The organism is Gardnerella sp. CCPDSM (assembly GCF_056754715.1).
The window spans coordinates 74,307-100,643 of sequence record NZ_JBQEQO010000006.1 but is presented as its reverse complement, the minus strand read 5'-3'; the positions used below and the strand labels follow the sequence as shown (position 1 = coordinate 100,643).

Annotated in this window: 16 protein-coding genes and 1 tRNA gene; 3 read left to right on the top strand and 14 right to left on the bottom strand. The window is 41.6% G+C overall.

The window, feature by feature from the left end; all coding sequences use genetic code 11:
* Positions 1-11: 11 nt before the first annotated feature.
* The 13 genes from menA to ACTJLE_RS04925 form a co-directional block, all read right to left on the bottom strand.
* Positions 12-1,100: a 1,4-dihydroxy-2-naphthoate octaprenyltransferase gene (gene menA, locus ACTJLE_RS04985; RefSeq protein WP_481267691.1), complete on the bottom strand. Its 1,089-nt coding sequence runs from the start codon at positions 1,098-1,100 to the stop codon at positions 12-14.
* Between the two features lie 87 nt (positions 1,101-1,187).
* On the bottom strand, positions 1,188-1,961 hold the full coding sequence (locus ACTJLE_RS04980; RefSeq protein ID WP_481267690.1) for an energy-coupling factor transporter transmembrane component T family protein: 774 nt from the start codon (positions 1,959-1,961) through the stop codon (positions 1,188-1,190).
* A gap of 59 nt (positions 1,962-2,020) precedes the next feature.
* Positions 2,021-3,904, bottom strand: a complete 1,884-nt coding sequence (locus tag ACTJLE_RS04975; RefSeq protein WP_481267689.1) for an ABC transporter ATP-binding protein — start codon at positions 3,902-3,904, stop codon at positions 2,021-2,023.
* Positions 3,905-4,029: 125 nt separating this feature from the next.
* Complete coding sequence (locus ACTJLE_RS04970; RefSeq protein ID WP_481267688.1) at positions 4,030-4,656, bottom strand: hypothetical protein; 627 nt, start codon at positions 4,654-4,656, stop codon at positions 4,030-4,032.
* A gap of 672 nt (positions 4,657-5,328) precedes the next feature.
* Complete coding sequence (gene pulA / locus ACTJLE_RS04965) at positions 5,329-11,202, bottom strand: type I pullulanase (RefSeq protein WP_481267687.1); 5,874 nt, start codon at positions 11,200-11,202, stop codon at positions 5,329-5,331.
* 192 nt (positions 11,203-11,394) lie between these two features.
* On the bottom strand, positions 11,395-13,065 hold the full coding sequence (locus ACTJLE_RS04960; RefSeq protein WP_481267686.1) for an alpha-amylase: 1,671 nt from the start codon (positions 13,063-13,065) through the stop codon (positions 11,395-11,397).
* A 208-nt stretch (positions 13,066-13,273) separates the two neighbouring features.
* Positions 13,274-13,347: transfer RNA gene (locus ACTJLE_RS04955), tRNA-Leu, on the bottom strand.
* A 241-nt stretch (positions 13,348-13,588) separates the two neighbouring features.
* A complete protein-coding gene (gene pyk, locus ACTJLE_RS04950; RefSeq protein ID WP_481267685.1) occupies positions 13,589-15,028 on the bottom strand; it encodes a pyruvate kinase in 1,440 nt (479 codons plus the stop codon).
* Between the two features lie 190 nt (positions 15,029-15,218).
* A complete protein-coding gene (gene uvrB / locus ACTJLE_RS04945) occupies positions 15,219-17,333 on the bottom strand; it encodes an excinuclease ABC subunit UvrB (RefSeq protein WP_481267684.1) in 2,115 nt (704 codons plus the stop codon).
* Positions 17,334-17,337: 4 nt separating this feature from the next.
* Positions 17,338-18,054, bottom strand: coding sequence for a dephospho-CoA kinase (coaE, locus tag ACTJLE_RS04940; RefSeq protein WP_481267683.1), 717 nt, complete (start codon positions 18,052-18,054; stop codon positions 17,338-17,340).
* Positions 18,055-18,124: 70 nt separating this feature from the next.
* Positions 18,125-18,454, bottom strand: a complete 330-nt coding sequence (locus ACTJLE_RS04935; RefSeq protein ID WP_102694834.1) for a TM2 domain-containing protein — start codon at positions 18,452-18,454, stop codon at positions 18,125-18,127.
* A 243-nt stretch (positions 18,455-18,697) separates the two neighbouring features.
* Entirely contained in the window at positions 18,698-20,200 is a 1,503-nt protein-coding gene (gene rpsA, locus ACTJLE_RS04930; protein ID WP_481267682.1) for a 30S ribosomal protein S1, read from the bottom strand.
* 157 nt (positions 20,201-20,357) lie between these two features.
* Positions 20,358-21,242, bottom strand: a complete 885-nt coding sequence (locus tag ACTJLE_RS04925; protein WP_481267681.1) for a bifunctional methylenetetrahydrofolate dehydrogenase/methenyltetrahydrofolate cyclohydrolase — start codon at positions 21,240-21,242, stop codon at positions 20,358-20,360.
* A 123-nt stretch (positions 21,243-21,365) separates the two neighbouring features.
* Here ACTJLE_RS04925 and ACTJLE_RS04920 point away from each other — a divergent pair, with 123 nt between their 5' ends.
* The gene (locus tag ACTJLE_RS04920; RefSeq protein ID WP_481267741.1) at positions 21,366-22,418 is read left to right on the top strand and encodes a metal ABC transporter solute-binding protein, Zn/Mn family; all 1,053 of its coding nucleotides are present in this window, start codon (positions 21,366-21,368) and stop codon (positions 22,416-22,418) included.
* Positions 22,419-22,560: 142 nt separating this feature from the next.
* Here ACTJLE_RS04920 and ACTJLE_RS04915 read toward each other — a convergent pair whose 3' ends face one another.
* Positions 22,561-23,157, bottom strand: a complete 597-nt coding sequence (locus tag ACTJLE_RS04915; RefSeq protein ID WP_481267740.1) for a CarD family transcriptional regulator — start codon at positions 23,155-23,157, stop codon at positions 22,561-22,563.
* A 134-nt stretch (positions 23,158-23,291) separates the two neighbouring features.
* On the opposite strand from ACTJLE_RS04915, the gene glgB reads away from it, so the two are divergent.
* The gene (glgB, locus tag ACTJLE_RS04910; protein WP_481267680.1) at positions 23,292-25,565 is read left to right on the top strand and encodes a 1,4-alpha-glucan branching protein GlgB; all 2,274 of its coding nucleotides are present in this window, start codon (positions 23,292-23,294) and stop codon (positions 25,563-25,565) included.
* 19 nt (positions 25,566-25,584) lie between these two features.
* A complete protein-coding gene (locus ACTJLE_RS04905; RefSeq protein WP_481267679.1) occupies positions 25,585-26,334 on the top strand; it encodes a response regulator transcription factor in 750 nt (249 codons plus the stop codon).
* The last annotated feature ends 3 nt before the right edge of the window (positions 26,335-26,337 follow it).

Genomic DNA, 26,337 nt, shown 5'->3' with positions numbered 1-26,337 from the left:
TTTTGCTTATTTTATATAATAACTGACAATAACATAGCTACCGACGCAAGTATCGCTTGAATAACGCACAGAGGAAAAGCATTTTTATAATCACCATTAAGCACGCATTTAGCAAATTTATACGCTTTTATTACGAGATCTACCAATATAAGCCATTGAAAAGCAACGAAAATTAAATGCCATCCAGCATTACGCATAAGCATGCTAAAAGTGAAGAAAACCTCATGATCATAAAAACGCCATATTGAAGGCACTTCGGAAGGAAAAGCAATTATTGAAATCGAATAAGCTAATAACAAAAGCAATGCAACAATGCTAGTAGCAGAGCATAAGCGTCTGCCATTTATCTCACCGAAGCGTATCATTGCAGTTATTTTGCCATTTGCGGTATCGCTTTTAATATCTCGAAGATTGTTCACCATCATTAAGCATGCAGAATAAGCTCCAGGAATGAATGAAATTAGTACACAATAAAAAATTCTTAACGGATTATTAATAAAAATACTGTTCGCTTGTACGCCAATTCCGTATGTGATTGCGCACAAGCTTCCAATAAAAGGCACGGGTCCAAAGAACACAAAAGCGCTTACTTCTCCCCAACCCTTATAACCATAAGGGTGCTTTCCTCCTGCATAAAACCATGCTGCAGCAACGCACACAATTCCAAGAGGAATAAACCACCAAATGCCAGTTATAAAAACAATAATCAAACCAAAAACGCAAGAAATAAACGCAGAAACTATTACTGCTCTAAGAACTGATTTTGGCTTAATACCAGCGTCTGCAAGACGCCAAGATACATCGCACAAAGGCTTGGAATTATTGCTGTTAGCTACAGAACGAAACTTACGATCCTCATCTAAACCATTCAAACCGTCACAGTAATCATTCGCATAATTAACGGAAATCTGCATAAATACTGCAACAGCACAGCAAAGCAAAAATTGTATAAAATACTGCCCAAAACTAATACTTGCTTTCTCAAAATGCGAAAAACGCATCATTCTAAGAGAAATCGCAAATGCCATAGCAACAGGCACCAAACCTATTGGCAGCGTGTAAATTCTTGCACCTTTAATCCAAATCCTTAGACTTTTCATTAATAGCCTCGTAGATTATTTGATTATTTTAGTATTTTAGTATTTGATTATTTGATTATTTGATTATTTAAGCATCGCACAAATAATTTATACGAGATTTGGCAAAAAGATTGATACGCATATTGGTAAAGCAATAATAAGCGCAGAAATAAACACAGATAAGAACCCGCGCCATCCGAATGGATACTTATAATACGATGACTTGCGCGTGCGCAAATAAAAACCGCGCTCTTCGGCAGCAAGTGCAGAACTGTCTGCTTTTCGAACTGAAGAAACTAAAAGAGGCACAATAAGCGGCATCATAAGCTTTATTTTTTTAAACGGATTTTTAGTATCATATTCAACGCCACGAGCCATTTGAGCTTCTGTGATTTGAGACATTTCGTAAGCAAAAATTGGCACGAAACGCACTGCCGTTGTAATAGTAAAAGCGTAGCAGTATGGCACATGCAAATATTGCACTACAGCATTTGCAAGATCGTTTAATTTAGTTACCGTTAGAACTGTTACAAGAGGAAAAGCAAAGCAGAACAATCTCAAAGCAGCTTTTGCACCAATATCAATGCCGTGCAATGTGAACCACAAGAAAATATAGTTGCCACTTTGAGCAATAACAGTCTGTAGCAAAAACATTACGCAAGAAATTATTAGCATAGCTTTAATAAGACCAGATAATGTTTTAACAACACGAGTAAAAGCCATGCCAATAAAAATAATAGCTGCAATCGCAATAAGCGCGGAATACTGTTTAGCAATAAACACGCTTATTACAACACTCGTAGCAAGAATTAGTTTTGCAATAGGATTAGTGCGATGAAGAAAAGTGTTACCTGGTTGGTAAGTTAATAATCTCGTTTTCATAAATATCAGACGCCTTTACTTCTACTTTTATTTGCTACTTTTATTTGCTATTGCTTCTGTTAATTCTGCTGATTATGTACAGTCTGTTTTGTGATTTTTTCGCCGCGCAACGCTTCTACTAATTCTTCGCGCACATACAAGCCATTGCACTTATTAAATCCATGCACGACCAAGCCTTGAGAAACGGAACACAATAATGGTGGATACAATGCTGCAGCAGAGCACACTTCCGGCTTTTCAAACACATCGTATGCTGAACCATCAATAATAAGCCTTCCATCATTAATTGTTATAAGTCGAGTTGCATAATCAAGCACAACTTCCATATCGTGACAAACCATAATCACGCAGCAACCGTTTTTTCTTAAACGCTCTACAACTTGCATAATTCTCATGCATTCCTTGTAATCAAGACCGCAAGTTGGCTCGTCAAGAAGAAGAATCTTAGGATTTGTTACAACTGTTGCAGCTAAAGCAACCATTTGACGTTGACCGCGCGAAAGCATAAACGGGCTAGCTTTAGGATCAAGCTCCAGCTCATCAATAATTTCCATTGCGTGAACTTTAGCTTCATCCTCGTTCTGACCGATTAAAGTGCAGCTTAAAGCAACTTCTTCAAGTACTGTTTCTTTGCATAATTGTCGGTCAGGATTTTGAAATAGCGTAGAAACATATTTTGCTATTTGACTAATGCGAAGAGACTTAGTGTCAATGCCATCAATTGTTACGTTGCCTTCTGTTGGTTTTAATAAACCATTAATAATTTTGGTAATAGTTGTTTTGCCAGCACCATTTCTACCAACAAGAGTTACGAGCTCTCCAGCGTAAGCTTCAAAAGAGACGTTTTTTAGCGCGCTAACGCCACTTTGATACAAAAAACTGACGTTTTTAAGCGAAAGACATGGTGAATCGTTTTTCGATTTATTTTGTGCGGAAGATTGTGTAGAGACTTGCGATTCGTGGGAAAAGTCGCAAGCAAGCACCGATTTATTTGAATCGCATTCACGATTATCAAATTCACTATGTGAATCAACATGTGAAGTCAAAGATTTTTCACTATTAATCGTATTAACAATAGTATTTACTGTATCTTCTACAGACACAGGCAAATCGCTTTTAGAGCAAATATTCTCACGCTGTAAATCATTAACCAAATGCGTAGTACGCGGATAATTTATTCCAATAGAATAAAGCAAATCCATGTTTTTCAACGCTTGTGGCAAAGGCAAATCAAGCGACAAAGTGCCATTCGAAAGCACAACTAAACGCTTGCAATACTCACTTAAAAGCGCCACTTTTTGCTCAATTACAATAACCGTTATTCCAAAATTCTTATTCAAATCTTTAAGAATCGAAAAAATCATTTTAGAAGAAACAGGATCTAAAGCGCACGTCGGCTCATCTAACACCATAACTTTAGGCTTTAGCGCAAGAATAGCAGCAATTGCAACCTTCTGCTTTTGGCCTCCAGACAAAGTGTCTAAATCACGGTTACGCAAATCACTAATGCCAACAATTTGCAAAGCTTCATCTATTCGACTTGGTATTTCGCTATGATCAACGCCAAAATTTTCTAGGCCAAAAAGAATCTCGTCTTCAACATTTGCAGCAACCATTTGCGCATCAATATCTTGAATAACAGATCCAATCAAGCAAGCAATGTTAGTTAAAGCAAGATTGTTAGTGTCTTGACCCGCAATCTTAACGCTTCCTAAAAGTTCGCCAGAATAATGATGCGGAATCGCGCCAGAAAAAAGCGAAGCAAGCGTTGTTTTTCCAGACCCAGAAGGACCAATAATACCAACAAATTCGCCAGATTCTACGCTAAGACTTACATCTTTTAATGCAAAAGTGGAATCTTGTGCCTTTGAAGAGTCTAAAGAATCATCTTTATTCCGATTCACATACTTAAAAGACACATCTTTTAACTCAAGCAAAGGCACAATAATTCCTAACTCTTAAAACCAATAAATTGATTACTGATTATTGATTATTATCTAACGATTATATAATTTACCAAACATTCCTAACACATATTGCGTAACACATATTGCAAACACAAACTGTGCTACTTATGCAAAACGAGTCGAATTGGAGTGTAAAGCACTTCAACAACAACTGCATTAAATACTGCAGTGCCCAAAATAATTGGCAACATAACCATTACCATATTTGGAGAGTGAAGAATGAAGAAGGCGGCAATAAGAGCAAAAATGCAACCAGAAATTACTGTAGTAATGAAAGTAGCAATAAATGGGAATACGCTTATTTTACGAGCTGCATCCTTTGGAAATACGCGAATATAGCCAATTAACATTGCAGTCATAATGATTGCAGCTGGAATATCGCAAGCATACTCAAGGAACGGAATCGAAGTATTAAATTGAATTAACGTTGCAGCAAGAGCACCAATAATAGCGCCCTGGTAAATCTTCGGCCTAACAAGCAAAATTGACAAGCAGAATGAAGCAATAACAAACTCAGGCTGAATATTTCCAATAGAAAGAGACTTTGCAACTGTAAAGTCAAGAATGCATCCAGCCGCAAAAAGTACTGCAACTAACACTAACGAAGTAATATCTAATGCATGATTCTTAACTTTCACATTTTGCATCATCGCAGCTGCAGCATCTGTAGTTGCGTTTGCACCGTTGTTATAAGCTTCCTTAACGGTTTCGTTAATTTCTTGAGCCATGATTTCTCTCCTTGTTTGGGCTTTATATTGTTCATATAAAGCTATCGAATATTTTGTTGTGATTTGTGATTTTGTGATTTGGTTATTTTTTAAAATTTAAGCTTATATACAAAAAGACCCCCGGGTTTACCCCGGAGGTCTTACATAAGCTTTTATACGCAGCTTCTAAAACTTCAGAGTAAACTCACACCAAAGAGAAGACTGCCACCACCACATACGAGCAGCGTTAAGAGCATTGTGAGATTCAGCATTCATGTTCATGTTACGCATGATAACTGCCCTCCTTAAGCTCATTAGCTGACTGTGGTTCACGCACAAACCTCAACCGAAATATTCGATATTCGTTTGTGTTGTGAATGATGCTAACACTGCAAAAGTACAAATGCAAATATTGATTCGTAAAATATGCTCATATTTTCAAAAATATAAGCAAAATATTAATTTTTAGAAATCTCCTATAAACCCTTCTTATATAAGGAAAAACAGCCGCTTTAATTTTAAAAAACGCCCGAAATTATTCAAAGTAAAAAATTTCTAAAAATAAACGCAACACGCAAGCAAAAAATAAAAAATGAGGGCAATAGCTTAGCAATTGCTACTACCCTCATTTTTTATTAAAATCTCAGCACTTAATCGCAAAACACAAAATTTATGCGAAAAGCACTTTGTATTTTAATAATTGCAAGACAGATGCTTAGAACGCCTTACTTTAATCGAGAAAGCACCTGCAACAGGCAACAATATTGCAATAATAAATGCGATTTGTGCTACATTACTGCCTGTTGAACTTAACGCATGAACATTCTTATTAACAGCATTATTTACTACTGTTATTTCAGTCCAAGCGAGTTGCTTACCTTGTTCATCAACCAACACAACCGTATGCTTTCCGGAATATCCAGATGGGAAGATTGCGTCAAACTGAGGAACACCATTTACCATTCGAACAGTTACATACTTAGAACCATTTGCGCTCTTAAGTAAGCGAGGCGAGGAGTAAATGTATGCGTATGCATAAACTACACCGTCTTTCTTCAATCGTTCGGTAAATTCACTGTTTACAACATGAATACTCACATTGTTCACAACACCGGCTGTTGCAACATCATTGCTACCTACAGTAAGCGTGCCCTTTAATTCTGGCTTAAGCTGCTTAACAGTTACAGGAGCTTCAGGAGCTGGAGCAGATGGAGCTGGTGCTGAAGTGGAAGTCTCAGCCTTTTGAGTATGATTCTCAACCTGAGCAGGCTTCTCAGTGTTTTCAGCGTTTTCAGTGTTTTCAGCTTTTCCAGTATTCGTGGAATTGTTAGACTTTCCAACATTTTCATGCGTTTCAGCATTCTCAGTTTTTCCAGTCTTTCCAGTGTTTTCGGATTTAGCAGTATCTTCAGAATTAACATGCTCTGGAGTCTTATTAGCAGGAGCAGACTCAGGCTTATTTTTAACTGAAGGCTGTGTATTTCCTTGCTGAGGATTCTCCGGCTGAGTATTCTCCGTCTGAGGATTACCTTGCTGAGGATTATGAGTTTCTACAGAAGGTTGCTGCGATCCATGTTGAGTTCCAGAACCAGACTGAGGATTCACCGGAGCAGGCTGAGGATTCACAGGTCCAGGAGCTGGTTGAGGCTGTGGCGTTGGAGTTGGATTAACAGGGCCAGGAGCTGGATGAGGCTGAGGCTGTGGGCTAGGAGCAGGCGGCTGAGGTGTAGGTGTCACAGGCGTCACAGGCTCAGTCTTCTTTTCAGTATTAAGCAACACAGCACTCGAAAGAGCAGCAACCTTGTATGTTCCGTCAGCAGAAACAGCAGCCTCTTGAGCAGCGTCATTGACTTTGCCATTAGCAACAAGAGCAGAATACTTTCCTGCTGGAATCTTTACTTGAGTTTCAGCATTATTAACATTGAACACTACAACGTATTGCTTATCTGCATCTTTAAGCGTGTAAGCAATTACACCATCAGGAGTGCCATCAATCATCTTCATGTTCTTGTTAATTGTTGCATAATCAAAATCACGAAGAGATTTAATGCTCTTGCGTAGCTTCAACAATCCCTTGAAATAGTTCACAGAATCAGACTTGTCAGCAGCACGATTCCAATCAAGAGAATTGACTACATCGCCCTTATTGTAGCTGTTACCTTCTCCGTTCTTGCTTCGTAAGAATTCCTGACCAAGCTGAATAAACGGCATGCCACGCGAAAGCAAAATCATTGAATTTGCAAGCTTTACTCGCTTCATGCGTACGTCTTCAGTGTCGTTAGGAACAGAAAACTTTAACTTATCGTACAACGACAAGTTATCGTGAGCTTCAACATACTGAACTACTTGACCTGCATCAGCAAAACGCGTTTCAGCATTACCATTCCAGCACTTAACAGTACTTGTACCAAATTGGCAACCAAGCAAATTATGCTCAAGCAAAGCCTTAACATCTTTACTAATATTGCCGTTGACAAAGCCAGTACTTTTATCGTCAAGCACATAACCCTTTATAGAATCACGTAATGAATCGTTAAAGAATGCTACTCCTGGAATCTTATAACCATTTGGCTGAATAGTAGAATCACTCTTAGGGAGCATCTTATTCATATCCCAGCCTTCACCGAGCACAATAATTGACGGATCAATCTTATTAAGCTCAGCACGCACTTCCTGCATAGTCTTCAGGTCAATTAAGCCCATCAAATCAAATCGGAAGCCGTCAAGGTTGTAATGCGTAGCCCAATACTTTACAGAATCCAAAATATACTTGCGCATCATTTGACGCTCAGAAGCAGTATCGTTACCGCATCCAGAATTACCATTCAGAGCGCCATCCTTATAACGGAAGTAGTATCCAGGAACTGTCTTGTTAAACGAATGCTTTTGTACGTCATAAACATGGTTGTAAACAACATCCATAATCACGCGCAAACCAGCCTTATGAAGGCCAGCAATCATTTGCTTAGCTTCCTTAACTCGCGCTGTTGGATTAGCAGGATTCGTAGAGTAAGACCCTTCAGGAACATTGTAATTTTGCGGATCATAACCCCAGTTTTGAGCTCCTTGCTTTCCATAGCTCAAGTCACCAGTTTCATTCACAGAACCAAAATCATACATTGGCATGATTTGCACGTGAGTGACACCAAGAGACTTCAAATAATCCAAGCCAGAAACATTATGCTTATCTGTAGTCTTAGTACCTTCTTCTATTACGCCAAGATACTTACCACGATGAGCATCGCTAATACCAGAGTTTGGATTGATTGAGAAGTCGCGAACATCCATTTCTGCAATTGTTGCGTCACTTGGATTCGTAAAACTTGGCATACGATTTCCAGCGCTACCTGCGTCTTTATCTGCTAATACAACAGAACGTTCACCGTTTACTACTGCAGCTTTCGCATAAGGATCAGCAGAAACATTCACTGTGCCATCAGCAAAATGAACTTCGTATGCGTAAGCTGTATTAGCTTTATCACCATCGAGCTTTGCAGACCATACACCATGATCTTCTGCTTTCATAGCTGTTTCTTTGTCTTTTTCAGCTTTTTCAGCAGTCGACTTATAAGTAATCAACTTTACTTCAGTTGCTGTTGGAGCCCAAAGCTTGAAAGTTGTTGAAGAAGCAGAATACACAGCACCTAAATCATCGCCAGTGTACGCATATTTCTTATCGAATTCATCGGTACGAATTACGCTAGCACCAGTTTTCGAGGAAGCAGAAAGCTTAATACCTGTAGCTAATCCCTTAATACTCAATTCATACTTATGCTTAATATTAAGGTCATTCTTGGTTTCAATAGTAATCTCTGAACCACTAGCTTTAACAGAATTAAGCTCAACAGTCTTGTCAGGATTTTCACTATCATCCAAAAGTGTTACGTCAGAGTCTTTTACAGAAGACACGTCACCAGATACTTTTACAGCTAACTTCTTTAAGCCAGCAATATCAGCAGACATTACGTGAGCTGTAAGTTGTGGCATAGTAGCGTTTAAGTATACTTTCATGTCATCTTGCATTAACCAGACTTCAACACTACCTTTGCTTGGATCGTTTGAATCTAGCTTAATCGCATTGTTTGGAATACTGCGATCGCTAGGATCTTGTTTATCCCAAGCATTATTTGGCGTAGACTTTCTAACTTTGAAGCCAACACTGTCAATACCACCATCATTCTTAGCAGTAAAGGTTGCAACTTTGCCATAATCATCATGCGAAGTAAAGTAACGAGCAGTACCACCGGTTCCGTCGTTCCAAGTCCACATGTTCCAGCCTTCATAATCGCCAGCATTCCTGCGATAATGAACTGTTACCTTTAGCTCTTTTGGCTTATTCTTAAGGTTGTCTGGAGCAGTAAACTGCGTAGTATCCGATCCGCCTGTTACCCAAGCTTCAGCAAGACCACTTGCACAGTTTTCAATAGCACGATCGCCACCGTCTTTATTCCAATCTTTTGTAGCAGTAATAAAGGAAAGTGACTTGTTTTCAAAGGCACCATCAACTTTAGTTTCAAAAACTTTGCCGAATTTATCACTGCCATTGAACTCATGCCAAGCTCCAGGTAAATCTTTACCATCTTTGTCTTTGCCCCACAACCAAATGCTAATATTGCGAGTATCACCCGCTTTTTGTGCGTAGTGGATGCGAACAGTAGTCTTTGGATTATACGCTACTGGGCAAGGATTTACTCCAACACTACCCTTGTGATCTTGAGCTACATACGAATCAGTGTGAGCTGGAATCTTAAAGTTATTCTTGTCATTATCTCCTTCGTGATACCAGTAATTTTCACCATTATTAAACACTGCTTCATAAGCTTTGCCATTGGTTCTAATTGTCTTCTTATACCAACCATCGCAAGCCTTGCTCATCTCATCGCCAGGAGCTTGAGTCCAGCTTGAGCCTATACCATAGTGAACATATACTTTTTTACCGTTAAACTTTTCATTTGGCTTAAAGTAAATAGTTGTTGTAGGATCTTCTGGCATGCCTGCATCAGGCTTTTCTACACCATATTGAGGATCAGATGCGTCTGCAGCATAGCCTTTTGGATGATTAGATTTTGTGGCATTAACGTGCAATGCTACTGCTTCGCGAGCGCCAATCTTGGTTTTAACTTCACCTTTTGCAACTTTAACAGTCTTAGAGCAGTCACCTGCAGCGTACACATTGCAGTACTCACCATCAGGCAAATCAGTCTTATAAGAAACTTCTTTTTCGTCAAGCGAATTGTTGATTGCTAAAAAGCCCTTATTTTCGCGGCTAAAAGCAATGTTGTTATCACCATCATCCTGCCAATTTGTGACTTTCGCACCTTGGACAGCATTGTAGAATCCAATCATTCCGCGAATAGAAGTCCAACGCTGAGTGCACTGCCACTTTGAATTAGCACCACAAGTTACTTCTGGAACAGACGTTTCAGTTGCATTAGGCGCACCATCATCATTCTTATCGAACTTGTATCCGGAATACACGTTTGGAGTGCCGTATGGCCACGCAAGCATGAACGCGTTTGCTAAAGCGTAACGACGACCATCCTTATACGTAAGCACGCTGTTACCGCGCTCAGTATCCCAATTCGTAACGAAAATAGCAGCTTTATAGCTATTAACCATTCCGTCTTGAATTTTGTTCAGAGGCTTGCTTGCCTTCATCAACGAGCCTTTGAAACTTTGCCTAAGCTGGTAAGAGTAGCCAAACTCGTTAACTTCGCCTTCATTCAAATGCGCAGCTGGCTGAATTTGTGCAGCTTCTGAAGGATTGCCAATAGTTTCCTGCATCCACCAGATCTTGTCAGGAGTAGTATTTGCTTGCTTTGCTGCTTCAGCTTTAATCGCTTTCATATCCGCTTGCGAAATATGCTTTACAGCATCCACACGGAAACCAGCAACACCAAGCTTCAACAAATCTGCAAAATACTTACCTAAAACTTGCTGAACATGCGGCTTTGAAGTATCCAAATCAAGTAAGCCTACAAGTCTGTTATTCCACACATCCTCAGCTTTAGTGTAGTCTTTAATGTTTTCGGTGCTCTGATGGAAATCACCCTTAGTGTATCCAGCATCTTCAAAAGTCTGAGTAGACACATCATACTTACTTCCACCAACACCGACTTTATCTTTATTATCAGCACCAGCCATGTGATTAATTACAGCATCCGCAATAATCCCAACCTTTGCTGCTTTGCAAGTTTTAATCATATCTTTAAACTCAGCTTCAGTGCCAAGTTTAGAATCAAGCTTATAGCTCACAGGCTGGTAAGAAGTCCACCAAGCTTTACCTTTAATATGATCCTGAGAAGGCGAAATTTGCACATACTTCACACCTTCAGGACCGTAAGTGTTAGTGCACTCTTGAGCAATACTCTTCCAATTTTGCTGGAATGCAGTAACAATAACACCCTTACCTTTAAGAGTTACATTCGAAGAAGTTTCTTTGCTATTGCTAGACTCCCCGTTAGTCACAGCGTTTGCGCTAATTGTAACAGCAAAACCAGTTACAAGCATTGCAACAGACGCAACAACAGCAACCATCTTCGATGCAAAGTGTCGACGATGACTCATCGGTATCCTTTCCTCCGTTGGTATTAGCGCGTTTCTTCTTTGGACGCACTAATAGCTTAAATACGCAAACGATGGCTAGCACAACCATGTTGCTAGCCATCTCATAAATGCACAATATAAGCGGAGGTAATTATATCACCGACATATTGACAATATTGCAATAAACAATTAAAAACTGCAGTTGTGTTGGTACTACTTAGCTGCACTTTCCACATCAGCTTTGTCTTTTTTAAATCGCAAAGCCAAAGTAACAACCAAAGCTATAAAAATAGCAACCAATACTAGCAATATTTTATTAACAAATCCATTGTTACCAAAGTGCTTCACAGCCTTAATATGCAAAGCTACTGCAGAATGCGCAGGAATAGTTGTTTCAACCTTCCCACCGCTAACAGTTACAGTTTTTTCGCAATTCTTTGACGCGTAAACATTGCAATACTCGCCATCTGGCAAATCAGTATTGTAACTAACATCATTTTGCTTATCGTCATTATTAATAGCGAAGAAACCCTTATTTCCGCGGCTAAAAGCAATATTATTGCTTTCATCATCCTGCCAGTTAGTTACTTTCGTGCCTTTAGCTGCATTATAGAAACCAATCATGCCTCGAATTGAAGTCCAGCGTTGAGTACACTGCCACTTTGAATCCTTGCCGCAGCTTGCATCCGGAACAGACGTTTCAGTTGCGCCAGGAGCACCTTCGTCACGCTCACTAAACTTGTATCCGGAATAAATATTTGGCGTACCATACGGATAACTAAGCATAAAAGCGTTCGCAAGCTCATACAATTTGCCATCTTTGTAAGTAAGAACGCTTGTGGCATTATCTCGCTCAGTATCCCAATTTGTAACAAAAATAGCGGCACTCTTATTAGGAATAAGGCTATCTGTAATATGCTTCAAATTGTCAATTGATCCAGAGAAATAATTGCGCAAACGGTACGAATACTCAAATTCGTCTACTTCACCCGTTCCAACATACTTATCTGGCTGATTTTCTTTCGCACCATTGCTGTCCCCAATTGTTTCCTGCATCCACCAAATGTTTTCAGGCTTAATTCCACTCGCCTCTGCAGCAGCCTTCTTAATAGCCTTCATCTCGTTTGGCGCAATATGCTTTACAGCGTCCACGCGAAAGCCAGCTACACCCATTTTTAGCAATTTTGCAAAATAATTACCAATAGTTTGCTGCACATGCGGCTTAGAAGTATCCAAATCAAGCAAACCAACTAAACGATAATTCCAAACTACTTGAGCATCACTATACGTGTAAATATCTTTATCTATTTGATGAAAATCATCTTTCGTGTAGCCAGCATCTGGATAACTCTGATTTGCCGCATCATACTTACTACCGCCAACGCCAACAGTATCTTTATTGTCGGCACCAGTCATGTGGTTAATCACAGCGTCAACAATAATTCCAACCTTCGCAGCTTTACACGTAGTAATCATATTCTTAAACTCGTCTTCAGTACCAAGTTTTGAATTTAGATTGTAACTAACTGGCTGGTAAGAAGTCCACCAAGCTTTGCCTTTAATATGATCTTCCGGAGGAGAAACCTGCACATAACTCACGCCTTCAGGGCCATAAGTTTGCTTGCACTCCTTTGCAATACTCCTCCAGTTTTGCTGAAAAGCTGTAACAATAACGCCTTTTGGTGGAAGGCCGTTTGTTGATTTAGTTGAAGCAAACGCCGAATGGCAAGGAGCAATAGTGAAAACACACATTAACACTGTTGCCACAGCAGCAATTGCAGCACATGACACAAGCATTAAATTACGCTTGTAATTATTGATTAATTCGCTAGCATAATTACTTTTTTTACGCTCACTTACTTGCAATTGTGCACTGTGGATCATCTTTGTTCCTTTCACATACGTACAGCACATTCATTGTTTATTTGTTTATTTGTTTAGTTGTTTAGTTGCGCGAAAATGCTCTTATTATTATACGCTTTATTATTTAAGTATGAATATTAAAAAAGTGAGAATATTAAGTATGAATATTAAGTATGAATATTAAAAGAAATAAAAACGTCACCTAGCAAGCTAAGTGACGTTGTGCACGTGCCCCCGGTGAGACTCGAACTCACACTGCACAGATTTTGAGGCTGTTTCCTCTACCAATTGGGATACAGGGGCATTTTTAATTTTTACGCGTTTTTGCGCGACTTGTTGACTATAGCACACTTTTAGCCGTATGCAAATACCTCACACATTTTGGCGTGTCGCAAATAGGGCGCTAGATAGGTACTCAATAATAGTAATGCGCGCAATCTGCAAAACAGAAAGCGCGCATTATGTAAAATATGTGCTTTTGCGTATACGCTGTAAGGTGCTTATGACTCAATCATATGCAACCTATGCGCAACGCTGTATGGCATTAATCGCAAGCACCAACGGTGTGTACGTAGATGGAATCCGTACGACCAGCTTGACGTTCACCCTGAGCAGTGCTCAAGATAACAATCTGATCACCGTCGGAAACCTTACCAGCTTCGCGAAGAACCTTGTCGGTGAAGATCATCAAATCATGACGGTTCATGTCATGGTAATCTTCACTAATCAAGAAGCCTTCAGTGCCCCAGCTCAAAGCCAACCAACGATAAGTGTGCTCATTGTTGGTCAAGCCGTAGATTGGAGCGGTTGGGCGTTCGCGAGAAATGCGATGAACCGTGCGACCAGTCTGAGTGTAGGCCACAATAGCCTTAGCGTTAAGCTTATCTGCCAAGTCAACAGCTGCAGAAGAAACAGCGCCGGTGCTAGACATATCAAGCTCAACAGCAGGAATACGATCATAGCCGTGCTCAGTTGCGTACTGAGAAATACGGGACATGGTCTTTACGGTAACATCTGGATACTTACCAACAGCGGTTTCGTTAGAAGTCATTGTTGCGTCAGCACCGTCAAGAACAGCGTTAGCGCAGTCAGAAGCTTCTGCACGGGTTGGAACTGGGGAGTTAACCATTGTGCCAAGAACTTCAGTAGCAACGATAACTGGCTTTGCATAGCGGCGAGAAAGCTCGATGCAGCGCTTGGTAACAAGTGGAACCTCTTCGAGAGGCATTTCCACAGCCATATCACCACGTGCAACCATGATGCCATCGAAGGTCTTAACAATCTCTTCCAAGTTTTCAACAGCCTGTGGCTTTTCAATCTTGGCGACGATTGGAATACGACGACCTTCTTCGTCCATGATTTCGTGAGCGCGATCAATATCGGTAGCGAAACGCACGAAGGACATAGCAATAATGTCAGCGCCGGTGCGAATAGCCCAACGAAGATCAGCCTCATCCTTTTCGGTCAAAGCTGGAAGCGAAACAGCAACGCCTGGAAGATTAATACCCTTGTGGCTGGAAACTGGGCCAGCAACAATAACCTTAGTGTGAACGTCGTTGCCTTCTACCTTAGTTACCTCAAGGCGAACCTTACCGTCATCGATAAGGATTGGATCGCCTGCATGGCAATCTCCTGGCAAGCCCTTAAAGGTTGTAGAAGTGCGGTGCTCGTCACCTTCAACATCATCAGTAGTGATGATGAACTCCTGACCTTCTTCCAAATAAACCTTATCTTCACCATCAGCGTTCTTCTTGAACCAACCGCAGCGAATCTTTGGACCTTGCAAATCAACAAGAGCAGCAACATTGCGGCCAGTGGACTTGGAAGCTGCACGAACGTTGTTGTAAACGCGCAAATGATCTTCAGGAGTGCCGTGAGAACGGTTCAAACGAGCAACATCCATACCGGCTTCAACAAGCTTGGTAATACCTTCCAAGGATTCGGTAGCTGGACCAATAGTATCAACGATTTTGGCTTTACGCATAATGCCTACCTATTTTCTATTTCTGTTTATTTTTTATGAGCGATTTAATGATAAAAACCATAAAACGCCCAATTCCGCTTTCTAGTGTATCAACGTATTGTGACCGCATATTGTATTTATACGGCGTTTTGTGAACGCTCACAGAAAATCGCATAGAACGCTTGGACAATACTTAAATAATAGTTATTTGCTAATTTTGAGCATCGTCCATCTGCCGCAACTCTTTCTTTAGATCGCGGATTTCGTCGCGCAATCGCGCTGCAAGCTCGAATTGCAACTGCTCTGCAGCAACATGCATCTGCTCACTCAAATTTTTAATAAGCGACATAATGTCGTCTTGCGGCAACTCAGAAACATTCGCCATACGCTTTTCTTTGCTTTGCTGCCCAAGATTCGGCTCTTTTGGCACGCCATAATGCGAATTCCCAGCCTTATTAGCATTCCTGTAACCACCTGCTAGCAAAGTTTGAGTATCAACATCCTCTTTAGCAAGCATGTCGTTAACGTCACTAATCTTCTTTCGCAAAGGTTTAGGATCAATTCCATGCGCCTTGTTATACGCGATTTGCTTTTCGCGTCGACGCTCCGTCTCGCTAATCGCCTTGCTCATAGCATCCGTAACAGTATCCGCATACATAAGCACAGTTCCAGAAACGTTACGAGCAGCGCGGCCAATCGTCTGAATAAGCGAACGGTAAGATCTTAAGAAGCCTTCCTTATCTGCATCCAAAATCGCCACGAGCGAAACTTCCGGCAAATCCAAACCCTCACGAAGCAAATTAATGCCAATAATCACATCAATTTTGCCTTCGCGAAGCTCGCGCAAAAGCTCCACTCTGCGCAAAGTATCAACATCCGAATGCAAATACTCAACTTTAATACCAAGCTCCAAAAAGTACTCGGTTAAATCTTCAGCCATTTTCTTCGTAAGCGTAGTAACAAGTACGCGCTCATCTTTTGCCACACGCGCTTTTATTTCCGCCAACAAATCGTCAACCTGGCCTTCCACAGGGCGAACCTCAATCTTAGGGTCAAGCAAGCCAGTTGGACGAATAATCTGCTCAACTACGCCGTCCGAAAGTCCCAGCTCATAATCTCCAGGAGTTGCAGAAAGATACACGGTTTGACCAACGCGCTCCAAAAATTCCTTCCACTTTAACGGGCGATTATCCATTGCCGAAGGCAGCCTAAAACCATGCTCCACAAGCGTTCTTTTGCGCGAAGCATCTCCCTCGTACATAGCTCCAATTTGTGGCACAGTTACGTGCGACTCGTCTAAAACTAGCAAAAAGTCGTCTGGGAAAAAGTCAAGCAGCGTATGCGGAGGCGTGCCTGCATCGCGTCCGTCAAAATGCCTAGAATAATTTTCCACTCCTGGGCAAACTCCAACCTGGCGCAACATTTCCAAATCGTACGTGGTTCGCATTTCCAAGCGCTGAGCTTCCAGCAATTTATTCTGCTTCTTAAACGCAGCAACGCGCTCGTCTCGCTCTTTTTCAATCGCCTCTAACGCACGCTCCATTCGCTCCGGTCCCGCAATATAATGCGAAGCTGGGAAAATATGAACGCTACTCTCCTTACGAATCACTTCTCCCGTAAGCGGATGCAACATTGTAATTCTGTCGATTTCGTCACCAAAGAACTCAATTCGCACAGCCAATTCTTCGTAAACTGGAATAATCTCAACAGTGTCACCGCGCACTCTAAAAGTTCCGCGCGTAAACGCAATGTCGTTGCGCTTGTATTGCATGCTCACGAATTGACGCAACAAATCGTCTCTCTCAAGCTGCTGGCCAACACTCAGCATAAGCATTCGCTCAGCATACTCTTCCGGAGTACCAAGTCCATAAATACAAGAAACCGTAGCTACAACAACGCAATCTCTGCGCGTAAGCAAATTCGCTGTAGCAGCGTGACGAAGACGCTCAACATCGTCGTTAATATTCGAGTCTTTTTCAATATACGTGTCTGTTTGCGGAATATACGCTTCCGGCTGATAGTAGTCGTAGTATGACACAAAATAGCTCACAGCATTATCCGGCATAAGCTCGCGAAACTCCGCGCAAAGCTGAGCCGCCAAAGTTTTATTCGGCTCAATAATAAGCGTTGGGCGTTGCAAACGCTCAATAAGCCAAGCGGTTGTGGCGGTTTTGCCAGTTCCCGTAGCACCCATTAAAACAACGTCGTTTTCGCCGTTTTCAATGCGATTTGCCAGCTCGTCGATTGCTTGCGGCTGGTCGCCAGAAGGCTTGTATGGTGCTTTTACTACAAAAGGCTTGTTTGTGCGCTGAATTTTATTCGACATGTATTTACTTCCCCAGTTTCGCTATTTCAGCGCTTTGATTGTTTATTTCTCGCAGCCATGTTTTCAGCATATTGTCAACGCTGTTAAGCATAGATTCCATTGGTTTTGTTGAATCAACTACAAAATCTGCCATGTCTTTTCGAACTTTACTAGGAAGCTGACTATTTATGCGCGCTAAAGCTTGTCTCTCCGTCATATTTCGCTCGCTTATCATTCGCTTAACGCGAATTTCTTTAGGCGCTTCAACAGTAATAATATGGTCAAAACTAAATGGAATGCTGTCAATTACTTGCGCAAGAAGCGGAATATCGTGCACAATAACTGAGCTTATGCTGCTTATTTCATTGAGATTTTCTTTAGAAATTTTACTAGAATATTCGCTTTTATATTTACTTTTATATTCGCTTTCTAAAAGCTCCGCACGATTGTAAATAGCAGGATGAATAAGCGACTCAATCTTACTTAACGCTTGCTTATGCTCATCGTCGTCACCAAAAATATGCTCAGCAATAAACGCGCGATTCAAAGAACCATCTTTTAAAACAGCATCTTCCCCAAAAATGCTCACGATTTTCTGCAATACTGCGCTTCCTGGTTCTACTACTTTACGCGCTAAAACATCGTAATCAATAACAAACGCGCCAAGCGAACGCAAATGGTTTACTACAGTAGATTTTCCAGCTGCAATTCCGCCTGTTACCGCAATACGCATTATTGTCATATATAAATTATAAGTAATGCCCCAGTAACTAATTACCGGGGCATTGTTTATTAACAATAATTATAAAACACTAATCCTTTAACTCAGCACCATCAGCATCTTTGTGCCACTTAGTTCCAGGCTTTGAGCAGAGAATCAAAATACCCTCAACCAATGCCCATATTGCTGTAATGATCAACAGGAAACCAAAGGAAAGAACAGAAATAAGCAGCTGTGCAATCGCCTTTCCTTTAAAACCAAGATAAAAATTGTGAATACCTAATGTGCCTAAGAAAATCGCTAGCAAACCTGCAACAATTTTATTGCGCGAGCTTACTAAAGTTGCTTTAGTGTTCTCCTCACTATTCCCATCGTACGAAGGGAACTGAGCATTTTTCTGATTGTTATCAAACGTGCTCATAATCTTCACCAATCCTTTTAATAATTATGATTAATGTTTAAAAGCATCATATAATCACGATTCTTAAAAGAAAATTGATTGTACCCATATTTAATTACAAAACTTGAGTTATAAAATACTTGTCAAATGTACTCAAAATAGACGTTAAGCATTATGAACAACAATACGCAAGATGCCCCCGACGATTACTCACCGAGGGCATCCTACTTTTTTATTTACAAGCGTCTAGTAGAAAATAGAAAACTACTTCTTTTCGCTCAAAAGCTGTTCGCGCAATGCTGCGAGCTGATCGGAATCAGCTAAAGCACCTTCGCTAGCTGCTTCAGAAGAATAGTTGGAAGCAACTTCTTCCTTCTTTTCTTCCTTAGCTGGCTTCTTTTCAGCTTCTTCGCTCTGGCCGTCAGCGGCAGCAGATTCAGCTGCAGCTGCAAGTTCCTTAGCAGCGAATGCCTTGTGCTCTTCCCAAAGATCATGGGCTGCAGCATACTGAGCTTCCCACTCTTCACGCTGCTGCTCATAGCCGGCCATCCATTCGTTAGTGTTTGGATCGAAGCCTTCTGGGTACTTGTAGTTGCCTTCAGCATCATATTCAGCTGGCATGCCGTAGAGAGCTGGATCGAAATCTTCAGAATTTGGATCAACAGCTTCAGTAGCTTGCTTCAAGGAGAGGGAGATGCGACGACGATCAAGATCAACGTCGATAACCTTCACGAATACCTCTTCGCCAGCCTTAACAACAGTTTCTGGGTTCTCTACGTGACGGTTTGCAAGCTCAGAAATGTGAACCAAGCCCTCAATGCCGTCTTCAACGGAGATGAACACACCGAACTGAACGATCTTGGTGACCTTGCCCTTAACAACCTGTCCAGGAACATGGGTGCGAGCGAAGCGCTGCCATGGATCTTCCTGAGTTGCCTTAAGGGAAAGGGAAATACGTTCGCGATCGAGATCAACGTCGAGAACTTCAACGGTAACCTTATCGCCAACCTTAACAACCTCAGATGGGTGATCGATGTGCTTCCAGGAAAGCTCGGAAACGTGAATGAGGCCGTCAACACCGCCGAGATCGACGAATGCGCCGAAGTTCACGATAGAAGACACAACGCCTTCACGAATCTGACCCTTCTTAAGCTGAGAGAGGAAGGTCTCACGAACTTCAGACTGGGTTTCCTCAAGGAACTGACGACGAGAAAGCACAACGTTGTTGCGGTTCTTATCGAGCTCAAGAATCTTAGCCTTGATCTTCTGACCAATGTATGGGGAAAGATCGCGCACGCGACGCATCTCAACCAAGGAAGCTGGGAGGAAGCCACGAAGACCGATGTCAACAATCAAGCCGCCCTTAACAGCCTCAATAACGGTACCTTCAACGATGCCGTCTGCGTCCTTAATCTTCTCGATGTCACCCCAAGCACGCTCATACTGTGCACGCTTCTTGGAGAGAATAAGACGTCCTTCCTTGTCTTCCTTAGTAACAACAAGGGCTTCGATGGTGTCGCCAACTTCGACAACGTCATCTGGATCAACGTCTTTCTTGATGGAAAGTTCACGGGAAGGAATTACACCTTCAGTCTTGTAGCCGATGTCCAACAATACTTCGTCGTGATCAATCTTTACGACTGTACCTTCAACTAAATCACCATCATCAAAATTCTTGATGGTTGAATCGACTGCCTTGATGAAGTCTTCTTCGGTGCCAATATCATTAATCGCAACCTTGGCGACTTCGTTATTATTCTCTGCCATTATTTATTAGTGGTTTCTTCTTGGGGTGGATATTACTCGATATTAAATTATATGTTTATGTTATGCGTATGCTATGTGCACACGCTTTGTCAATGTTATATACAGGTATAGCCAAAATAGCCGTTTTACTTCGGGCGTGTCGGCATCTAAAGATTGTTTATAGATTGCCAGCAGAATGCTCAGCCATATCAACAACATTAGCTAGTAACATTGCTCTAGTCATAGGACCTACTCCACCAGGATTTGGGGAATACGCTCCAGCAATCTCACGGCAAGATGGATCCACATCACCTTTTACGCGATATCTTCCGGCTTCTTCATCAAATACTCGAGATACGCCAACATCAACAAGAACAGCACCAGGTTTAACATCCTCTGGCTTAACAAAGCCAGCGCATCCCATTGCAGCAATTATTACATCGGAGCGACGCATGATTTCTTGCACATTTTTAGTGCGAGTATGACACAGCGTAACAGTAGCATCTACTCCCCTTCTTGTTAAAAGAAGACCAATAGTACGACCAACTGTTATTCCACGTCCTAAAACGCAAACTTCTTTGCCAGAAAGATCGATGTTATATTCGTCAAGCAAAGCGAGAATTCCCCTAGGAGTACAAGGCAATGGAGTTGTAATATCACCAGAAATATGCGTAACAAGCTCACCTAAATTATAAGGATGCATACCATCGCAATCTTTTTTAGGATCAATTGACGCAATAACTTTTTTAGAATCAATACCTTTTGGCAAAGGTAATTGCACAATAAAACCTGTACAAAGCGGATTACTATTCAAATTCTCCACAGCTGCAAGAATCTCACTCTCGCTTGCATCTTCTGGCAAATCACAACGAATAGATTGAATCCCAACTTCTTCACAATCTTTGTGTTTTCCAGCAACATATTTTAATGAGCCTGGATCATTGCCAACTAGCAGCGTACCCAAACCGGTTTCAATTCCACGTTTTCGCAATGCTTCAACGCGCACTGCCAAGTTTTCTTTAATTTTTCCGGCCAATGCCTTTCCATCAAGCACAATAACCATGAATTATTCCTCCCAACTCGCACAATTCGTAAGGATAGGCTATCGTGAGGTATAGAAGTGTATGAGTCGACTAGCAACTGCATTAGTGCGCCGACGCACCATTAACTCAGGAGGGCAACAGTGATGCATACCATTATTAATTGCGCAAAAAGATTTGGCAAAACTATCGCAACATGCGTTGTTGCGTCTGCAATACTGCTTGGATTTGCTGCGTGCGGTCAAAATGTAGAAAAGCCTAAAGAAAAACCTAAGTCTGCTGCTCGTATTGCTGTTGTATCCACTGTTGACACTTGGGGCAGCTTGGCTAAAGAAATTGGTGGAAAAGACGTTAAAGTTAATTCCATTATGGCTGGAGCAAACACTGATATTTCTACTTTCAAGCCACGTGCGAAAGATTTGACAAGTATTCAAGATGCACAAGTTGTTATAACCAACGGAGCTGGATACGACGATTGGGCTACTAAAGTTCATCCAAAGAAAGCAGAAATTATTAGCGCTGCCGCAACAGTCGGTGCATTAAATGGCGATAATCCATATCTTTGGTTCTCGCATGATGCAAGAGACGCAATGGCTTCTTCTATTGCAGATACTTTCTCAAGAGTAATGCCAGCTAAAAAACACAATTTTGCTCAAAGATTAAGCGAATGGCAAGAGCGCGAAAAGAAGCTTACTTCCGCAATCAGTGATTTTGCAAAAGAGCATAGTGATGCTAAATATGCTTCAACTTCGCCTATTCTTTTCTGGCTTATGGCAGATATGAATGCAAAAGACAACACTCCTAAAGAGTATGCCGATGCAATAAGCAATAACAACGATCCTCAACGTTCAAGCATTGAAGAATTCCAAAAGCTTATTGAAGACAGAAAAATTGATGTGTTGATTAGCGATAGTCAGCAAGGAAATGACGTACTTAATTTGCTTAACGGCACTGCAGGAAGAAGCTACACTTCTACAGTACGAGTAAGCGAACTTATGCCAAAGTACGCAAATCAGCTCGACCAGTGGATTATGAAGATTTGCGATGATTTAAATAATGCTTTACAAGCAACGAAAGATATGCGAAAAGATATCGACAGTCAAGAATCGCAAAAGAAACCTATTACAGAAAAGCCGAATGTAGCTAAAAATACTGATCCTAAGAATTCTAACAAGGGTCAGCAGGATCCAGGAAAGTAAAATTTAATTCAGTACAATACAAAAAATCCTTGCATCTAGCGGTGCAAGGATTTTTTATTTTAAACATTTTTACTTCAACTATTTTTTATTAAAAATAGAACAAAGCAAAATAAATTTATTTTATTTTTGAAGAATTAACTTACTACTTCTTCTTTGACTTCCTACTACGCTCTTCCAGCAAAGCTAAAGTCATAGCAGCTGGCTCTTCTGGAGCAATCGTATGATGCTTATCGTCACCTTCCTGAGGCTCCTTATAGCCAAGATTCACATCAAGAAGACGCTCTGCTTCCTGCTCATCAATCTTTTCAGACAAAGCAATTTCAGAAATTAAAATGCTACGAGCGCGAGCAAGCATACGTTTTTCGCCAGCAGATAAACCGTGCTCGTCAACATCTCGCTGCGACAAATCACGCACAACTTCGGCAATATTATTTACGTCACCAGTAGCAATTTTTTCTACATTAAGCTTATAACGCCTAGACCAATTCATTTCTTTTTCAATAATTGGCGTACGTAAAATTTCAAAAACTTTTGCTACTTCTTGAGCGCCAACAATATCGCGAACGCCAACCTTTTTCACGTTATCTACAGGTACATTAATTTCCAAGCCGTCAGACGACAACACTACTAATCTCAAATATTGACGAGTTACACCTTTTACGGTGCGCTCACTAATTTCTTCAACACGCGCCGCACCATGACGAGGATAGACGACCATATCGCCGACTTGATATTCCACAGAACCCTCCGTATGCACAGAAAAACTCATATCAGTTTCCCATAAGGGCACGACTTGAAAAAACTTTCATAATTTTTTCACAATACTGCGAAACACACGCGACTTACAGCAATAAACCATGTATGATAGGCAACATGAGTACAGTTACTAACATCAATGAAGATGCAGTCGCAGTTCCAGTCCGTCAGGACGTACTAGCTGCGGTGAGCAATGCAGAATATTACAATCCACATGAGGTTCTCGGCGGTCACCTTGGAACTGGTAAAGGTGCCGACACTGTAACCGTCCGCGTATTACGCCCTATGGCCAAGAAAGTAGTCATTCTTACAAAGAGTGGTGAATACGAAGCCGAACACGAATATAACGGTATTTTTACTGCTGTTATTCCTGCAGTAAAGCATACTAAAACTAAGTCTTGGTCTGTGCCAAGCTATCGAATTCACACTGTTGAGATTGATGGCTCTGAATCTACTGACGACGATCCGTATCGTTACTTGCCGCAAATTGGCGAACTCGATATGTATCTGTTTGGCGAAGGACGTCATGAACGCCTTTGGGAAGCACTTGGTGCACATGTTAAAACCATTACTGATTCGTGGGGTCTTGTTTCTCCAGAAACAGGAAAGATGGTAAAGAAAGTAACAGGCACTGCTTTTTCTGTTTGGGCACCGAATGCTCGCGCAGTTCGAGTAGTTGGTAACTTCAACTATTGGAATGGCCGTCGTCACGCAATGCGCTCGCTCGGCTCTTCTGGTATTTGGGAACTCTTTATTCCTGGCGTTACTGCTGGAGAAGTCTACAAGTACGAAATTCTTACACAATCCGGCAATTGGATTATGAAGGCCGATCCAATGGAGCGCTCGCACGAAGTTCCACCAAACACTGGATCCGTTGTTGTAGATTCTGAATTTAAGTGGCACGACACTGATTGGATGGATAAGCGAGCAAAGACTGATGCTCATAACGGTCCAATAAGTATTTACGAAGTGCAAGCAAACAGCTGGAATCGCGATTTAGGTAATTATCGCGAGCTTGCGGATCATCTTGTTGAATATGTGCAAAAAGAAGGCTTCACTCACGTTGAGTTTATGCCACTTACGCAATATCCATTCTCTGGATCTTGGGGTTACCAAGTTACAGGTTACTATGCTGTAGATTCTCGACTCGGCTCCCCTGATGATTTCAAGTATTTGGTTGATAAGCTCCATAAGGCAGGCATCGGCGTAATTATGGATTGGGTTCCAGCCCACTTCCCTAAGGATGATTTTGCACTTGGACGCTTTGATGGTACAGCGCTTTATGAAGATCCAGATCCGATGCGTGGCGAACATCCAGATTGGGGAACTTACATCTTCAACTTTGGACGTCACGAAGTTCGTAACTTCCTTGTTGCTAACGCTTGCTTCTGGTTGGATGAGTACCATGTTGACGCTTTGCGCGTTGACGCAGTCTCCTCAATGCTTTACTTGGATTACAGCCGCGAAAATGGTCAGTGGAGGCCAAATATTTACGGTGGACGTGAAAACCTTGAAGCTATTGACTTCATTAAGGAAGCAAACGCTACTGCATACAAGAATAATCCTGGCATTATGATGATTGCTGAGGAATCCACTGCATACCAAGGCGTAACTGCACCAACAGATATGGGCGGTTTAGGCTTCGGCTTGAAGTGGAATATGGGCTGGATGCACGATACTCTGCAATACCTTAAGGAAGAACCAATTAACCGTCGTTGGCATCATAACGAAATTACGTTCTCAATGGTTTATGCATACTCCGAGCATTATGTGCTTCCATTAAGCCACGATGAAGTTGTGTACGGCAAGGGTTCATTACTTGGAAAGATGCCAGGCGATGAATGGCAGCAGTTCGCAGGATTGCGTGCTTTGCTTGCATACCAGTGGTCTCATCCAGGCAAGAATCTTCTGTTCATGGGCGGAGAAATTGGACAGTCCAGCGAATGGAACTTCAATACTTCGCTTAATTGGAACGAGCTGCAATGGCCATTCCATCAAGGTGTACAAAAGCTTGTTGCTGATTTGAATGCTTTGTACAAGAGTTCTAGAGCTTTCTGGAGCCAAGACTTTACTCCTGATGGCTTCCAGTGGCTTACAAGCGATGATTCAGATCACAACACCTTAAGCTACATGCGCATTGGCGATAACGGCGAAGAAATCGTTGTGGTAGTAAACTTCTCCGGTCAAGCCTGGCAAGACTATCAAGTCGCATTGCCAAAGGGCGGTAAGTGGGAAGAAATACTTACTACAGATGATGCAAAGTATTGCGGATCCGATATTCACAATGGCACATTTACTGCAGCCGCTGAAGAATATCATTCTCGCCCATACTCCGCAAGAATTACTGTACCAGCGTTGGGAGCAGTGTTCTTGAGGCCAGTGCAGCACTGAAAGGTTTAACTAAAAAATTATGGTAAAAACTCCATCAGATAGCGTCGTTCGTAGAACCATTCTTGTGGTTGAAGACGAGCCAGATCTTGCTACAGCAATAGCTCAACGCATTACTGCGCAAGGATGGCGAGCACGAGTCGCTACTGATGGAGTTTCTGCTGTTAAAGCAGCAGATCAATTGCAACCTGATCTCATTATTATGGATATAATGCTGCCGATTATGGATGGCATAGAAGCAACGCGCAGAATTATAGCCAAAAGACCAGTTCCTATTCTTATGCTTACTGCTCGCGATGCAGAATCCGATAAAATTTCGGGATTAAGCGCGGGAGCAGATGACTACATGACTAAGCCGTTCTCCCCTAGAGAATTAATTGCTCGCTGTGCAGCTCTTCTTCGTCGAGTTGAACGTGCTGCGCAAATAGCAAAAACTATGGAACATGAAAGAACTCTTGATTTTGGAGATCTTATTATTAAGCCTCGTCAAAGATTAGTAACATTGCACGACGAAGAGATACATTTCACTCCAACAGAGTTTGACTTGCTCGCAACACTTGCTCGCCATCCTCACACAGTATTCAAGCGCGAAGAATTACTTGAAGAAGTATGGGATTGGCCAGATGCTTCTGGAACTAGAACTGTGGATTCTCACGTTAAATCACTTCGACACAAAATTGGATCGGAGTGGATTAGAACAGTTCACGGCATAGGATACGCTTTTGAGCCTCCAGCAAGCGATTACGATCAAGTTTTACAATCGCAAGTTTAGTAA

Coding starts and splice junctions, on each gene's coding strand:
- ACTJLE_RS04935 (WP_102694834.1), bottom strand. CDS start 18,454: ATGAGCACGTTTGATAACAATCAGAAAAATGCTCAGTTCCCTTCGTAC.
- ACTJLE_RS04920 (WP_481267741.1), top strand. CDS start 21,366: ATGCATACCATTATTAATTGCGCAAAAAGATTTGGCAAAACTATCGCA.
- ACTJLE_RS04905 (WP_481267679.1), top strand. CDS start 25,585: ATGGTAAAAACTCCATCAGATAGCGTCGTTCGTAGAACCATTCTTGTG.
- pulA (WP_481267687.1), bottom strand. CDS start 11,202: ATGAGTCATCGTCGACACTTTGCATCGAAGATGGTTGCTGTTGTTGCG.
- menA (WP_481267691.1), bottom strand. CDS start 1,100: ATGAAAAGTCTAAGGATTTGGATTAAAGGTGCAAGAATTTACACGCTG.
- ACTJLE_RS04925 (WP_481267681.1), bottom strand. CDS start 21,242: ATGGTTATTGTGCTTGATGGAAAGGCATTGGCCGGAAAAATTAAAGAA.
- ACTJLE_RS04960 (WP_481267686.1), bottom strand. CDS start 13,065: ATGATCCACAGTGCACAATTGCAAGTAAGTGAGCGTAAAAAAAGTAAT.
- coaE (WP_481267683.1), bottom strand. CDS start 18,054: ATGACAATAATGCGTATTGCGGTAACAGGCGGAATTGCAGCTGGAAAA.
- uvrB (WP_481267684.1), bottom strand. CDS start 17,333: ATGTCGAATAAAATTCAGCGCACAAACAAGCCTTTTGTAGTAAAAGCA.
- ACTJLE_RS04980 (WP_481267690.1), bottom strand. CDS start 1,961: ATGAAAACGAGATTATTAACTTACCAACCAGGTAACACTTTTCTTCAT.
- ACTJLE_RS04970 (WP_481267688.1), bottom strand. CDS start 4,656: ATGGCTCAAGAAATTAACGAAACCGTTAAGGAAGCTTATAACAACGGT.
- rpsA (WP_481267682.1), bottom strand. CDS start 20,200: ATGGCAGAGAATAATAACGAAGTCGCCAAGGTTGCGATTAATGATATT.
- pyk (WP_481267685.1), bottom strand. CDS start 15,028: ATGCGTAAAGCCAAAATCGTTGATACTATTGGTCCAGCTACCGAATCC.
- glgB (WP_481267680.1), top strand. CDS start 23,292: ATGAGTACAGTTACTAACATCAATGAAGATGCAGTCGCAGTTCCAGTC.